This window comes from Rhizobium sp. 10N414 (assembly GCF_056394785.1).
Window position 1 is genome coordinate 129,645 of the sequence record NZ_JBFTIN010000010.1, and the last position, 14,431, is coordinate 144,075.

The window sequence follows — 14,431 nt, forward strand, 5'->3', positions numbered from 1 at the left end:
GTAAGTGCTCAGAGTGCTGGCGCCGGCGCGTTCGGTGCCTTTGCCACGACCTTCATTTCGGGCTTCGCATGCAGCGCTTCAAGATGCAGCACGCGCGGCTTGAAAGTCTCGACGTAAGTGTCTGACCGACCGATGTAGATCATCGTTGCCTCAGGCATGGAGGCGAGGACCTGCATCATCGTCGATTGCCATTCCGGCTCCATGCCCTCCAGCACTTCGTCGAATACAATCCATTTCGGCCGCACCAGAAGCAGGCGAGCGAAGCCGATCGCCCGCTGCTCGTCAGAGTCAAGCAGCTTGTCCCAGCGGGCTCGGGTATCAAGCCGGGAAACCAGATTTTGGAGGCCTGCCTTTTCCAGCGCCGCAATGACATCGGCATTCTGATAGGCGTCAACAGGTTCCGGAAACGCCAATGCTTCGCGAAGCGTACCACCCGGAATGTAGGCCGACTGCGGGACGAAAAGCATGTCGTCCGTGGGCGGCAAGCCGATCTTGCCGCCGCCGCACGGCCAAAGCTCGGAAAGCGCAAGGAAGAGCAATTTACGATTCACGTTGTGGTCGCCGTTGATCATGACCTTTTCGCCGGCCTTGATCGTCACCGCGCCTTCGTGCACGCGGAAACCACCGCACTGGTCGATGTCCTCGCCGATCTTGGCGGCGATCCGGACATGCTCCAGCGTCAAGTTCCCGGAAGGGTTCCGTTCGTACTTGATCGTTCCCTTCATATTGATTTCGTCATTCATGCTGGTGAGCGCCTGCCGGAAATCGGTGACGCGCATCAGCGTGGCGCGCCATTCGGCGATGGGACCGAAATTCGCGACATACCAGCGAAGGGCGGTGTTGACCTGGTTGAAGGCGCCCACGGACACCATCAGCTGGCCAAACGTCAGGCCGCCGGAGAAGTAGGCGGGTGCGGCAACAATGATCGGGATGACAACGACGAGCCAACCGTAGCCGGCCGATACCCAGGTGAGGTTGACGTTGGCCATCGCCACCCGCTTGATGACGGCAAGCACCGCACTGATGTCGGTGTCGATGCGTTTCTGCTCATTCTCCTCGCCGCGTGCCACGGTAATCGCCGGCATGTTCTCGTTGGCATGCATCAGCGCGAAGCGAAGCTCTGCTTCCTTCGAGAAACGATCCGCATTGAGCTTTACAAGCTTGCGGCCCACCAGTTGGCTGAGAATCGATGCGGACGCCGCATAAAAGATCGCAGCCCAAACCATATAGCCCGGAATGGAAAAGGAATGCGTGCCGAAACGGAAGATAAAGCCGCTTGAGAGATCCCACAGAACGCCGATGAAACTGATCAGCAGGATCGTCGCCTGCACCAGCCCGATCATCAGGCTCGTGGTGCTTTCCGCGAGGTTGCGGGCGTCTTCGTGCAAGCGCTGATCGGGATTGACGCCGATGAGGCCGCTGGCCGAAAGCCGAAGCGCACGCTTGCGCTGAAGCCACTGGTTGACAAGATCACGCGTCAGGCCTTCGCGCATGTAGACCGCGGTCATCTGATTGAGCCAGGCCTGCACGACGTTGAGCAGCAGCAGCATGCCGGCGATCAACGCGAAGACCTTCAACTGATGGAAGAAGCCGGGCAGATCGCGCCGCGCGATGCTGTCGTAAAAAGGCGCGTTCCACTGGTTGAGAATGACGGTGGCATAGGCGGTCGCAAGAATGATGGCGATCAGCGCAGTAGCGATCACCAAGACCCTTCCCCGCACGGGCGAATGCCAGAAAGCCGAGAACATGACCCTCAAGCGATAGCCCAGGCTCAGGTCGTATCCTACTCTGTCCTGCCCTTGAATGCTTGGCCTGCCTTTGAGGTCATCTGCCATTACGCGTCCCTAGTCGTCATTCTACTTCAATAAACGTGGTGATTCGCTGTGTCCACCAACAGATTCTAGCAACCTTTAACGTGTGAGTGACTTCGCATCGACCCCACTCTTCGTATGAGCAATTGATTCGCAGCCCGACTGGCGCTATTTAAGGCACTCCGTGGTGATTTGGCCGGCCGGCTTGCAGCCACGTTAAAGAAGTTGCTAAAGGGCCGCGTGCGGACCGATAGCGATATATTCGTTTCTTTGATCGAGTGACCGCAATGCCCATCAAGATCCCCGATACCTTGCCTGCGTTTGAAACCCTGGTTCAGGAAGGCGTACGCGTGATGACCGAGACGGCGGCAATCCGTCAGGACATCCGGCCGCTGCAGATCGGGCTTCTCAACCTCATGCCCAACAAGATCAAGACGGAATTGCAGATGGCCCGCCTGGTCGGCGCTTCGCCGCTGCAGGTGGAGCTTTCGCTCATCCGCGTGGGCAACCATAAAGCAAAGAACACCTCGGAAGACCATCTTCTCGCCTTCTACCAGACGTGGGAGGAAGTGAAGGACCGCAAGTTTGACGGCTTCATCACAACAGGCGCGCCGATCGAGACGCTGCCCTACGAGGACGTGAACTATTGGGGTGAAATGCAGCAGATTTTCGACTGGACGGAAACCAACGTCCATTCGTCGATGAACGTCTGCTGGGGCGCGATGGCCGCGATCTATCATTTCCACGGCGTTCCGAAGTACGAACTCAAGGAGAAGGCCTTCGGTGTCTACCGACACCGGAATCTGAAGCCGTCGTCGGTCTACCTGAACGGTTTCTCCGACAATTTCGAAGTGCCCGTGTCGCGCTGGACCGAGGTTCGCCGCAGCGACATCGAAAAGTCACCAGACCTGGAGATCCTGATGGAATCCAGCGAAATGGGCGTCTGCCTGGTGCATGAACGCAAGGGCAAGCGGCTCTATATGTTCAATCATGTGGAGTACGATTCAACGTCGCTCTCGGACGAGTACTTCCGCGACGTGAATGCCGGCGTGCCGATCAAGATGCCGCACAACTATTTCCCGCACAACGATCCGTCGCTGGCGCCGCAAAATCGCTGGCGCAGCCACGCGCACCTGCTGTTCGGCAACTGGATCAACGAGATCTACCAGACGACACCTTACGATCTCAACGACATCGGCAAGGGCAACTGACGGAGCCGATGCCAAGCGGCCGCCGCTTGGTCTGACGGTGCTTCTTTTTTACGACACCCGTTGCGGTTTGCGGCAAATGGGGGCAGGTTCCCTGCCTCAATTAAAGATATATCTGGATGGTCGCTATGGCGGAAATGTTGAAACGGGAAGTTTTTGGGCAAACCCAGTCGGGCGAGACTGTCTTTCGTGTCGAGATCAAGGGTGGCGGGCTGACCGCCAAGATCATCACCTGGGGCGCCGTCATTCAGGATCTCCGCCTTGACGGTCACGATGCGCCGCTGCTGCTTGGCTTCGACGATTTTGACAGCTACCCCGCCCACTCCTCTTACTTTGGAGCGACGCCTGGGCGCTGCGCAAACCGCATCGGCGGCGGCAAGTTCACTTTGGATGACAAGAACTATCAACTCGATCTCAACGAGAAGGGCGTTACCCATCTTCACGGCGGCAAGGACAACATCGCCAAGCGGAACTGGACAATCGTCGAGCATGATGCCGACCGCGTCGTGTTGACGATCGTCGATCCCGACGGTCGCGGCGGCTATCCGGGCAACTGCACCATCCAGGCCACGTACTGGGTACACGGCAACGGCGAATTTTCCGTGACCTACGAATCGACGAGCGATCAACCGACGATCGCTAACGTCTGCCAGCATGCCTATTTCAACCTCGACGGCCGCGACGATGCGCTCGGCCACGACATCATGATTGCAGCCGACGGCTACCTCGTGACGAATGAGTTGCAGATCCCGACCGGAGAGGTACGGCCTGTCGCCGGAACGGTTTTCGACTTCCGCGAGATGTCGCCCATGAAGCGGTTCGGCGGCAGCGAACAGGCGCTCTACGATCACAATTTTTGCCTCTCCACCGAACGCACCGCAAAGCGCTCCGTCGCGCTTGCCCGCAGCCTGAACTCAGGCGTTTCGCTGGAAGTTCGCACGACGGAGCCCGGCGTACAGTTCTACGCCGGCTTCAAACTCGACGTGCCTGTGCCAGGCCTCGATGGACGCAAGTATGGTCCCTTCGCCGGCTTCTGCCTGGAAACACAGATCTGGCCGGATGCGATCAACCACGAGGGCTTCCCCGATGCCGTTTTGCGCCCGGGTGAAGTGTTGCGTCAGGAAACGGATTACATTTTCTCGAAGAGCTAACGCTCTCGCCTTGTTCTCGAATGAGCCAACCCTCGCAGGCTTCCTGCGGGGGTTTTTTTGCGCGTCATTTCTTGCTTGCGATTGGTTCTAAATAGGTTCTATTATTGCGAAATGGATAGAACCAGTCTGATAGCGGAACTGAACAGCCGTGGCCTGCGCGACGAGGCGTTGACCGGGCCGCTTTACAAGCGGCTGGCACAGGCGCTGACCGGTTTGATCCAGGAAGGGTTGCTGAAGCCCGGAACGGCGCTCCCCGGCGAGCGCGATCTGGCCGAAGCCTTGAAGGTCGGGCGTGTCACCGTTCGGACCGCCTATCGCGACCTGATGAATTCCGGCACGCTCGAGTCGCGGCATGGAAGCGGCACCTTCGTTTCCAGCAAGGTCGAGCGCATGGAACAGTCGCTGTGGCGGCTCTCGTCGTTTTCTGCCGACATGCGCTCGCGCGGTCGCGCTCCAGCCGCAAGGATCTTGTCTCGGACGGTCAATACGCCATCTCCGGAAGAGGCGTTCCTGCTTGGCCTTGGGCTTGATGAACCTGTTCTTCGCCTCGATCGTCTGCGCCTTGCCGACGGGCTCCCGCTTGCCATCGAACGTGCTGTCGTGCCGATAAAGTTTCTGGGAGAAGGTGGTGGCGGCGAGGGATCTCTTTATGAAGCGCTCGCGGCGAACGGCCACCGTCCGGTCCGAGCGCTGCAGAGATTGACGGCCGTCACGCTCGATCCGTCGTCGGCCGCTGCGCTGAACGTGAATGCCGGCGCGCCCGCACTGCTGATCGAACGTGTGTCGCGTCTGGAAGACCAGCGTATCGTTGAATACACCCGCTCCCACTATCGTGGTGATGCATATGATTTTGTTGCGGAATTGAGAATCGGAGATGACCTATGAGTGAAAGCCCATCGCTAATGTTGCAGGAAGCCGGCCAGTCACCGGAAGTCGTCGCAACGCTGCTGCAGAAAGAAAGACCCGTCCTCGACGAAATTGCAAAGCTGTTTGCATCGGGGGCTCCGAGCGTCGTGACGACCGCGGCGCGCGGCTCTTCGGACCACGCCGCGACCTTCTTCAAATACCTGTTCGAGATCACCTGTGGCGTGCCCGTCGCATCGGTTGGCCCTTCGATCGCCTCGGTCTACGGCGCATCGCTGCATCTGAAGGGTGGCATCCACTTCACGGTGTCGCAATCCGGCGCGAGCCCCGACATCGTTGCCTTGCAGGATGCGGCAAAACGCGGCGGCGCAACGACGATCGCTGTCGTCAACGTCACCGATAGTCCGCTTGCCAAGCAGGCCGACATCGTTCTCGGGCTCAACGCGGGCGCCGAAAAGAGCGTAGCTGCGACCAAGTCCTTCATCGCCTCAGTCGCCGCGCTTTCCGGTGTGACGGCCGCCATCAGCGGCAAGCGCGATCTGCACGCCTCCCTGGAAAAGCTGCCCGATGCCCTCCAGGCAACCAGCGGCATCGATACGAAGGCGGCAGAGGATGTCCTATTCAACGCCAGCTCGCTCTACACCGCCGGTCGCGGCCCTGCCTTCGCCATTGCCCTTGAGGCAGCCTTGAAAGCCAAGGAGACGGCAGGCCTGCATGCAGAAGCCTTCTCCCTTGCCGAGCTGATGCATGGTCCGATGCGCCTTGTTCAGCCTGGCTTTCCGATCGTCGCTTTCACGCCCGATGATCCGGCCTTCAGCAACAACGTCCAGGCGCTGGAGCGACTGCAAAAGCTGGGCGCCACCACCGTGCCGTTCTCGGCCAAGCCGGTTTCCGGGATCAATGTCCAGGTGCCGACGACCGGCAGCGGGTTGCTCGACCCACTCGTTTCGCTGCTCGTCTACTACCGCCTGATCGAGTCGGTCACCCGTCGGAAAGGATTCGACCCCGACAAGCCGGCCAACCTGCTCAAGGTCACGGAGACGATGTGATGGTTCGCAAGATCTTCTCCGGCGCGCGGATCTTCGATGGTCAGCGCTTCCATGACGACAAGGCGCTCATTGTCTCGAACGGCCGCGTCGAGGCAATTGCGGCGGCAGGCGAACTGCCTGACGGTGAGCACACGCGCTTTGAAGGCGGCGTGCTTTCCGCGGGTTTCATCGATGCGCAAGTGAACGGCGGTGGCGGCCGGATGCTCAACGACGAGCCGTCGCCGGCCTCCATGTACATGATTGCCGAAGGTCATCGCCCTTACGGAACGACTGCGCTGCTACCGACGCTGATCACCGATACCGCGGACGCGACAGTAGCGGCAATCGAGGCAGCCAAGGAAGCCGTCAAGTCGAACCGCGGCGTGGCGGGTCTGCACCTCGAGGGCCCGCATCTGGCGCCTGCCCGCAAGGGAGCACATCTTGCCGAGCTCATGCGCCCGGTCGAGGACAAGGACGTGAAGGCGTTCATCGCGGCCAAGGAGGCGATCGGCACCCTGCTGGTAACGATGGCGGCCGAACAGGTCACGGCGAAACAGGTGCGCGAACTCAGCGAAGCCGGTGTCACCGTCAGCATCGGCCATTCCGATTGCTCCAGCGAGGCGGCAGAGGCACGGTTCGATGCCGGCGCACGTGGCGTCACCCATCTTTTCAACGCCATGAGCCAGCTTGGCCACCGGGCCCCCGGTCTGGTCGGTGCGGCCATCGATCACCCCTCGGTCTGGTGCGGCATCATCGCCGACGGCCATCATGTCGATCCGAAGGCGCTTCGAACCGCGCTTCGTGCCAAGCGGGGTGAGGGCAAGCTCTTTTTCGTCACTGACGCGATGTCGCTGGTTGGGTCGGAGCAAGACTCTTTCACGCTGAACGGTCGTACGGTTCGGCGCGAAAGGGGCGGATTCTGCTCGAAGCTGGTTCTTTCGGATGGCACGCTTGCCGGCTCCGATGTCGATATGGCGTCCACCATCCGCTACGGGGTTAACTATCTCGAACTGACCCTCGCGGAGACCCTCCGCATGGCGACGTCCTACCCGGCGCGCTTCCTGCGCCTTGACGACCGCGGACACCTGTCACCGGGCGCCCGGGCCGATCTGGTGCATCTCACCGACGCCCTCGAGGTCACACGGACCTTCATCAGCGGTGAAGCCGCCTAGAAAGCGAGGATGTGATGACCGCGATCACCGATGCTTATTTTTCCAATCTGATTAGCCGGCTCGAGGCTTTGAAGACGGAACTCGCCGAGCCCATGGCTTTGGCGGCCAAAGCGATCCTGGAAGCCGCCCGCAACGACAAGCGGGTCTATGTGTTCGGCACCGGGCACTCGCATATGCTGGCGGAAGAGGTCCACTATCGAGCAGGCGGCCTCGCTTTGACGATCCCGGTCCTCGTCGGTTCCGCAATGCTGCACGAGAGTGCCGTAATCAGTTCAGTTTACGAGCGCACGCAAGGATTGGTGCGACCGGTACTCGAACGCTATGGCATGCAGCCCGGCGACGTCATCATCATCGCATCGAACTCCGGCGTGAATGCAGCGCCGATCGAAGCTGCCGATTATGGCCACGAAATCGGCGCCAAGGTGATCGCGATCACGTCGGTCTCCTATTCGAGTGCGATTGCAAACGGCCGACGGCGGCTGGCCGACATCGCCGATATCGTGCTGGACAACGGTCTTCCCCCTGGCGATGCGGTGATTGCGCTCCCGGGCACGGAGCTAAAGGTCGGCCCGGTTTCCACGGCGATCGGTGCAACGGTCCTCAACGCGATCTTCGCAGAGGTTGCTTTGGAGCTTGCGAAGAGCGGCGACGCACCGATCTATCTCAGCGCCAACATGCCGGGCGCTGCAGCGGTGAACCAGCGGCTGGTATCAAAATACCGACCCCGCAATCCGCACCTTTAGGAGAGCTCGGCGCCCGATTGTCAACGCCACGCCGACAGTCGGTCGCCAAAGTTCAATCTACCGGACCGTGCGAGTGAGGCGCATATTTCTTTCAAGAACAGCGGCGAGCCACGTCCCGCCGACTTGGAAAGGAACGGTCCCATGACCCAGATTATCTTGAATTCCGCGGTCGCCATCCTGATTGCGGCTGCATTCGTGACAACGGCCGCTGCCGCCCTTCGCGGCGAAGATCGCGCAATGCAAAAGGTGCCGGTCAGGGCTAAGGCAAGGCGTCACCCAAAGGGCTGAAAGACAGCCTAATAATTCCTCAAATCCGCCCCAATATCGACACCGGTTTGAACGACCAATGGGCCGTGGGGAATTCGGAGTGCAGGGCATGACCAGAATTATCGGCGCAGCCGCAATATTGACGATCGCCATGGCGACCTATGCGGCATACTTGAATCCGTACGATACGCGTAGCCAGCAAGGCCGCTATTCGCAGCAGATCGAGAGCCACGATAACGGCCTTACAGCCTCCATCCGCTAAACGAACAACTGGCCGCCATTGACGCTGAGCGTCGATCCGGTAATGAAACCCGCATCATCGGAAACCAGGAAGACGACGCAGCGGGCAACCTCTTCAGGCTCGCCCAAGCGGCCTACCGGAATCTGCGGAATAATCCGTTCATTGAGGACTTTCTCCGGGACTGCGAGAACCATTTCCGTCCCGATATAACCTGGGCAGATCGCATTCACGGTGATGTTCTTGGCAGCACCCTCCTGCGCGAGTGCCTTGGTGAAGCCGAGGTCACCAGCCTTGGCAGCCGAATAGTTCGCCTGCCCCATCTGCCCCTTCTGGCCGTTGATCGAAGAGATGTTGACAATGCGCCCGTAGCTTCGGTCGCGCATGCCGCCCCAGACCTGGTGCGTCATGTTAAAGAGTCCGGTGAGGTTGGTGTTGACGACCTCGTGCCACTGTTGCGGCGTCATCTTGTGGAACATTGCGTCCCGGGTGATGCCGGCGTTGTTGACAAGGACGTCGACCGGACCCAGTTCAGCCTCTACCTTCGCGATGCCCTCACCGCATGATGCATAGTCGGAAACATCCCATTTGAAGACGGGAATGCCTGTCGTGCTGTGAAAGGCGTTCGCCTTCTCGTCGTTGCCCGCGTAGTTGGCGGCAACTGCATAGCCTGCATTCTTCAGTGCGACGGAAATCGCGGCGCCAATGCCGCGGGTACCACCAGTGACAACAGCCACCCTGCTCATGTTCCGCTCCCTCATTTGAAGGCCCCGCTATCCTGCGGGGCTCAGGTTATGGTTGGATTGCCTGCTGTTCAAAGAGCTTCAAAGCACATCGCGACGCCCATGCCGCCACCGATGCACAACGTCGCCAATCCCTTCTTGGCGCCACGGCGCTTCATCTCGAAGAGGAGCGTGTTGAGCACCCGCGCGCCGGACGCGCCGATTGGGTGACCGATCGCGATCGCGCCACCGTTGACGTTGACGATCGAAGGATCCCAGCCAAGGTCCTTGTTGACCGCGCATGCTTGCGCGGCAAAGGCTTCGTTTGCTTCGACCAGATCGAGATCGCCGACAGACCAACCCGCTTTTTCCAGCGCCTTGCGCGACGCTGGGATCGGTCCGGTTCCCATGACCTGCGGATCAACGCCTGCCGTAGCCCAGGAAACAATGCGGACCAGCGGCTGGATACCACGACGGGAGGCCTCAGCTTCAGTCATAAGCACGGCTGCAGCAGCGCCATCATTCAGGCCGGAGGCATTCGCCGCGGTCACCGTGCCTTCCTTGTCGAAGGCAGGCCGCAGTTTGGCCATCGAATCGAACGTGGCGCCATGACGGATGTACTCGTCGGCGTCGACAGTCACGTCGCCTTTTCGTGTCTGAATGACGAACGGAATAATTTCATCGGCGAAGCGACCGGCCTTTTGTGCAGCTTCCGCCTTGTTTTGTGACGCGACGGCAAAGCGGTCCTGCTCCTCGCGCGAGAGCTGCCACTGGCGGGCAATGTTCTCGGCGGTGATGCCCATGTGATAGCCGTAGAAGGCGTCTGTCAGGCCATCCTTGATCATGGTGTCGACCATCTTCATGTCGCCCATTTTGACGCCGGCGCGCAGATGCGCAGCATGCGGCGCCATCGACATCGACTCCTGACCGCCGGCGACGATGATCTTTGCGTCACCGAGCGCGATCTGCTGCATGCCGAGCGCGACGGCCCGAAGGCCGGAGCCACAGAGCTGGTTGACTCCCCATGCCGTCGCCTCCTTGGGAACACCCGCCTTCATCGCCGCCTGGCGGGCCGGGTTCTGGCCTTCGCCAGCTGGAAGAACTTGGCCGAGAATGACTTCATCGACTTCGCTGGCATCGACGCCTGCGCGCTCCAGCGCACCTTTGACCGCGGCCGCACCCAGTTCATGGGCCGGAACGGTGGCGAACGCGCCATTAAATGAGCCAACGGCTGTGCGGCCTGCACTAGCGATGACGATGGATGAACTCGACATGACGATCTCCTGTTAGCTCCATCAGATACAGAGGAAACTGACAAAGCTTCAGCGCCAAGTCAAACGACAAGACGCTAACATTCAATTTTAGGCACTGCTTAAGCTAGGGCAAATTATCTCTGCTGCAAAAGGGGTTGCCGCATCGCACAAAGAGATTGTCACTGGGCTTCGTTTGCGTCTACATTCCTCCGTGGAGGAATTTCCATAACAATCAGACGGGCTTCGGGAGACTGATATGGCGAAGAATGACGGGCAGATCGTAATCAAGAAATACGCCAATCGCCGCCTCTACAATACAGGTACCAGCACTTACGTAACGTTGGAAGACCTGGCGGAGATGGTAAAGAAGGGGGAGGATTTTACGGTCCAGGATGCAAAGAGCGGGGACGACATTACCCACTCGGTACTGACACAAATCATTTTCGAACAGGAATCCAAGACGGGCAACACGCTCCTGCCGATCTCGTTCCTCCGCCAGCTGATTACCTATTACGGCGACCAGATGCAGATGGTCGTACCGAGCTTCCTGGAACACTCCATGCGCGCCTTTACAGAACAGCAGGCGCAGATGCGCGAGCAGGTCACGCGCGCTTTCGGCGAAACGCCGATCGGCAAAAACCTGCAACTGCCGATGCAATTGGTCGAAGACCAGGTCCGTCGCAATACCGAAATGTTCCAGCAGGCCATGCAGATGTTCTCGCCGTTCATGACGCCACCGGCCAAGGAGAGCCGCAAAGCGGAAGCAAAGGACATCGACGAGCTGAAGGAACAACTGCGCGCCCTTCAGAACAAGCTCGATAGTCTCTAAGCGTCAGAGCCCGATCGAAACATCGCGCCTGGCGGTGCGAATAGATACGGCAAAGCCGCCAATCACATCGATCAACACAATCGTCATCAGGATGAAGAAAACCTGGGTGGCCGCATCCTGGACGAGGAGAAACTCGACCAGGAAGGCAATAAAGACGAGCATCGACAACATGTGATTGGTAAGGCTGCCGTAATAGCGGGTCGCCTTCAGTATTTCGAAGAACAGGACTGCAAGCGCGATGACGATGAAGAGGTCGCCGAGCGACATGCTCCACATGGCCCCCGAAATCATCGACAAAACGATGACATCGTTTTCGAGCGATGGAAGCCCGCCGCCGCCCATCAAGCCCAGCATCGACATATTGTAGAGAATGAACGGAATAATCATCAGCGGTATAGCATTGAACATGTGGCAATATCTCCCCCACCGAGAGAATAGTGCCGTAAATCGCCGCGTGACTTCAAGCCATCCAAAGAATGTATCTGTCGTCGGAAAAAGCAAAAGGCCGGCACATGGCCGACCTCGCAAGTCTTACCCAGACGGAGCGCAAGTGTATTATGCGCTTTCCTTCGGCGTCAGAACCTGACGGCCGCGATACATACCGGTCTTCAGATCGATATGGTGCGGACGGCGCAGTTCGCCGGAGTTCTTGTCTTCAACGTAGGTCGCAGCCTTCAGCGCGTCGGCAGAGCGCCGCATACCGCGCTTGGACGGGCTCGTTTTTCTCTTCGGTACAGCCATTTCTCTTACTCCACTTCACGGGCAAACACATCCTACGGCCAGACCGGCGGCCGAAACGACGTGTCGCGATTTCGGAAATTTTGCGCGCTTATACATGCCTTGAGGGGGCTTGACCAGTCCCCAAGCTTATTTTTTGAGATTCCTGCGATTCAAGGGTTAGACCTCGTCTTCCTCGACAATCCAGGGCTCGGCTCGCGCCGCCTCTTCCCACTTTTTCCAGGCGGGATGCGCCTTGACGGCTGCAATATAACTGAGCGTGTCGCCGGCAGATACCAGGTCGTATACCTCGAAACGACTGACAACCGGCGCGAACATCGCGTCGGCGCCTGAAAAACCGCCAGAAAGGAACGGCCCGCCGGAGTGGGCGCGCAGGTCGCGCCAGATCGTCTCGATGCGGGCGACATCGGCCATGACCCCGTCAGCAAGCGCGATCTTGCCCTTCGGCCGCCGGATATTCATCGGGCAAGCGCTCCGCAGGGCTCTGAAACCCGCAAGCATTTCCATGGAAACAGCGCGCGCGACCGCTCGCTTCCCACGCTCATTTGGCCATATCCCGGCTTCCGGGAAGAGTTCGGCAACATATTCGATGATCGCCAGTGACTGCCAGACACGAACATCGCCGTGCTGAAGCACAGGGACCTGCCCCGTTGGCGAGAACTCCCTGAAGCGCGGATTGCCGGCGGGAAAATCGAAGGGAACCAGCACCTCCTCGAAGGGAATGCCGGCGGCCGTCATGGCGATCCATGGCCGAAGCGACCAGGACGAATAGTTCTTGTTGCCGATGTAGAGCGTGAGCTTGTCCATGAAATCTCCCTTTACGCTGCAGGCGCGAACACAAGCCGCTCATCGAAATGGTTCATATCGTCGAAAGAGCAGAAGGCCGGAGGCTTCAATTCTATCACCGGAGCGGTTTCGCGCAGTGTGGCAAGCACGCTATCGAGCATAGCCTGCCATGCCGGGAGCGCCGCTTCCGGCAGCCTCACGACCGGATAGCAGAATGTGACGTGGAATGCATAGGTGTCATGATCAGGGTGCCGGTAACCGAACACAGGGGCGAACGCATCACGCCATTCCTTCATGATCCGCCGGTCCGCTGCGGTAATGCCGTCCACCGCAAGTCCGACCGGCGTGACCTCCGTGACCTCAACCTCAAACGGGCCCAGTGGCTCGAAGAATTGCAACCGATCCAGAAAGATCTCATTCATGCGCTCGATCCCAGTGTCAAACGCCACATCCGCCGGCCAATAAGGCGGCGTGCGGCGATACTCGATAATACCCTGAAACAGGGTCATGTGCAGGCTGGAGATCGGCGTGAAGGCGAACTGCGAAGCTTCCGGCATCGCCAGAAACGTCTCACGCGCTTCAACGATCGCCTGCTGCGAGCGCGATCCCTCGACCAGATGACAGACGACCGTATTGCCGGGCTCGCGCAGAAACGTCCCAGTTGCGTCGTAGCGGGTCCCGAGATGCCTCGGCGGGACAGGATTATGAATGGCGGAATAGGTCAGAAGGCTGGGCGAAAGGGCAGAAATCATCGCTGGTAATCCGGTCGTTGATGGCGGGATTTCCGTCCATAATTTTAAAGCACGAATGCCAGATGACACTCATGAGCACCAACGACTTATTGCGATATCAATCATAAATGCATCTGATGTAATCGCCCGACCCTCGCGCGCGCCGCTCGATCAGGCCGGCGAGCCGTCGCAAGCCACGCCCGGGCTTGCCGGCGTTGCGATCGAAGGGGTTGGGAAGCGACACGGCAAGAAGAGCGGCCTGCCGACTGGTCAATTTCGATGCCGGCACGTTGAAATGGTGACGTGCCGCGGCCTCGATGCCGTATATCCCCGGCCCCCATTCGGCAATGTTGAGATAGATCTCCATCAGGCGCCGCTTCGACCAGACGAAATCTGCGGTCACAGCCAACGGCAGCTCCATCGCCTTGCGAACGAAGGACCGGCTATTCCACAGGAACAGGTTCTTCACCGTCTGCATCGGGATCGTACTGCCGCCACGGGTCGCCTGGCCGCTCAGCGTATCCTCCAACAACATCCGCATCTCGCCCCAATCGACACCGCCGTGGAAGCAATATTGTCCATCCTCGGACATCATCACCGACTGGACGAGAACCGGCGAGATATCGTCGAGCGATACCCATTGCCGGTCGTAGCCGCGCAGCAGCACCAGATCGCGAAGCATGAGCGTGGAAACGGGGTGAACGAAAGGCAGCAGATAGAGGACAATCAGGACATAGGGAAGAATGACGAGCGCCGCCAGTGCGAGAGCGATGCGCATGATCACGGGCCGGCCCTTGAGCCAAAACAACGCGTGCCTGTGAAACGGCACGGTCATGCTTTCCTCTCTCTCCGGCGTGATGTCCAATTCCCCGACCCAGTCTCTTGCCCTT

At 59.4% G+C, this 14,431-nt stretch carries 17 protein-coding genes and 1 riboswitch; of the genes, 9 read left to right on the plus strand and 8 right to left on the minus strand.

The window, feature by feature from the left end; translation table 11 throughout:
- Window positions 1-8 precede the first annotated feature (8 nt).
- A complete protein-coding gene (locus AC1DE4_RS12270) occupies window positions 9-1,835 on the minus strand; it encodes an SbmA/BacA-like family transporter (protein ID WP_029867636.1) in 1,827 nt (608 codons plus the stop codon).
- Between the two features lie 150 nt (window positions 1,836-1,985).
- Window positions 1,986-2,063, plus strand: a riboswitch (SAM riboswitch).
- Between the two features lie 35 nt (window positions 2,064-2,098).
- Here AC1DE4_RS12270 and metA point away from each other — a divergent pair.
- From metA to AC1DE4_RS12310, 8 genes are all read left to right on the plus strand, one after another.
- Entirely contained in the window at window positions 2,099-3,022 is a 924-nt protein-coding gene (gene metA / locus AC1DE4_RS12275) for a homoserine O-acetyltransferase MetA (RefSeq protein WP_018855897.1), read from the plus strand.
- Window positions 3,023-3,147: 125 nt separating this feature from the next.
- A complete protein-coding gene (locus tag AC1DE4_RS12280; protein WP_477881460.1) occupies window positions 3,148-4,170 on the plus strand; it encodes an aldose epimerase family protein in 1,023 nt (340 codons plus the stop codon).
- A 111-nt stretch (window positions 4,171-4,281) separates the two neighbouring features.
- Entirely contained in the window at window positions 4,282-5,055 is a 774-nt protein-coding gene (locus AC1DE4_RS12285) for a GntR family transcriptional regulator (protein WP_477881462.1), read from the plus strand.
- On the plus strand, window positions 5,052-6,083 hold the full coding sequence (locus AC1DE4_RS12290; RefSeq protein ID WP_025658071.1) for an SIS domain-containing protein: 1,032 nt from the start codon (window positions 5,052-5,054) through the stop codon (window positions 6,081-6,083). Before AC1DE4_RS12285 ends, AC1DE4_RS12290 begins: the two co-directional genes overlap by 4 nt.
- Complete coding sequence (gene nagA / locus AC1DE4_RS12295) at window positions 6,083-7,234, plus strand: N-acetylglucosamine-6-phosphate deacetylase (RefSeq protein ID WP_477881465.1); 1,152 nt, start codon at window positions 6,083-6,085, stop codon at window positions 7,232-7,234. The genes AC1DE4_RS12290 and nagA overlap by 1 nt, the downstream gene beginning before the upstream one ends.
- Window positions 7,235-7,248: 14 nt before the next feature.
- Complete coding sequence (locus tag AC1DE4_RS12300) at window positions 7,249-7,977, plus strand: SIS domain-containing protein (protein ID WP_477881467.1); 729 nt, start codon at window positions 7,249-7,251, stop codon at window positions 7,975-7,977.
- A 141-nt stretch (window positions 7,978-8,118) separates the two neighbouring features.
- Window positions 8,119-8,265: a hypothetical protein gene (locus tag AC1DE4_RS12305; RefSeq protein WP_018855903.1), complete on the plus strand. Its 147-nt coding sequence runs from the start codon at window positions 8,119-8,121 to the stop codon at window positions 8,263-8,265.
- A gap of 88 nt (window positions 8,266-8,353) precedes the next feature.
- Window positions 8,354-8,506 (plus strand): hypothetical protein, encoded by a 153-nt coding sequence (locus AC1DE4_RS12310; RefSeq protein WP_167354919.1) that lies wholly within the window; start codon window positions 8,354-8,356, stop codon window positions 8,504-8,506.
- On the opposite strand, the gene phbB is transcribed toward AC1DE4_RS12310, so the two are convergent.
- Both phbB and AC1DE4_RS12320 read right to left on the minus strand, forming a co-directional pair.
- A complete protein-coding gene (gene phbB, locus AC1DE4_RS12315) occupies window positions 8,503-9,228 on the minus strand; it encodes a beta-ketoacyl-ACP reductase (protein WP_025658068.1) in 726 nt (241 codons plus the stop codon). The two genes, AC1DE4_RS12310 and phbB, sit on opposite strands and share 4 nt — an antisense overlap.
- A gap of 68 nt (window positions 9,229-9,296) precedes the next feature.
- Window positions 9,297-10,478 (minus strand): acetyl-CoA C-acetyltransferase, encoded by a 1,182-nt coding sequence (locus tag AC1DE4_RS12320; protein ID WP_025658067.1) that lies wholly within the window; start codon window positions 10,476-10,478, stop codon window positions 9,297-9,299.
- 235 nt (window positions 10,479-10,713) lie between these two features.
- On the opposite strand from AC1DE4_RS12320, the gene phaR reads away from it, so the two are divergent.
- Window positions 10,714-11,286, plus strand: coding sequence for a polyhydroxyalkanoate synthesis repressor PhaR (gene phaR / locus AC1DE4_RS12325; protein ID WP_018855907.1), 573 nt, complete (start codon window positions 10,714-10,716; stop codon window positions 11,284-11,286).
- Window positions 11,287-11,289: 3 nt separating this feature from the next.
- On the opposite strand, the gene AC1DE4_RS12330 is transcribed toward phaR, so the two are convergent.
- The 5 genes from AC1DE4_RS12330 to mtgA all read right to left on the minus strand — a co-directional run bounded on the left by AC1DE4_RS12330 (window position 11,290) and on the right by mtgA (window position 14,406).
- Window positions 11,290-11,694, minus strand: a complete 405-nt coding sequence (locus AC1DE4_RS12330) for a hypothetical protein (protein WP_025658066.1) — start codon at window positions 11,692-11,694, stop codon at window positions 11,290-11,292.
- Window positions 11,695-11,841: 147 nt separating this feature from the next.
- Complete coding sequence (gene rpmF, locus AC1DE4_RS12335; RefSeq protein WP_016556742.1) at window positions 11,842-12,027, minus strand: 50S ribosomal protein L32; 186 nt, start codon at window positions 12,025-12,027, stop codon at window positions 11,842-11,844.
- 156 nt (window positions 12,028-12,183) lie between these two features.
- A complete protein-coding gene (locus AC1DE4_RS12340) occupies window positions 12,184-12,831 on the minus strand; it encodes a glutathione S-transferase family protein (protein WP_477881470.1) in 648 nt (215 codons plus the stop codon).
- A gap of 11 nt (window positions 12,832-12,842) precedes the next feature.
- Entirely contained in the window at window positions 12,843-13,562 is a 720-nt protein-coding gene (locus AC1DE4_RS12345; RefSeq protein WP_477881472.1) for a DUF1868 domain-containing protein, read from the minus strand.
- Between the two features lie 97 nt (window positions 13,563-13,659).
- A complete protein-coding gene (gene mtgA / locus AC1DE4_RS12350; RefSeq protein ID WP_025658063.1) occupies window positions 13,660-14,406 on the minus strand; it encodes a monofunctional biosynthetic peptidoglycan transglycosylase in 747 nt (248 codons plus the stop codon).
- Between the last annotated feature and the right edge of the window lie 25 nt (window positions 14,407-14,431).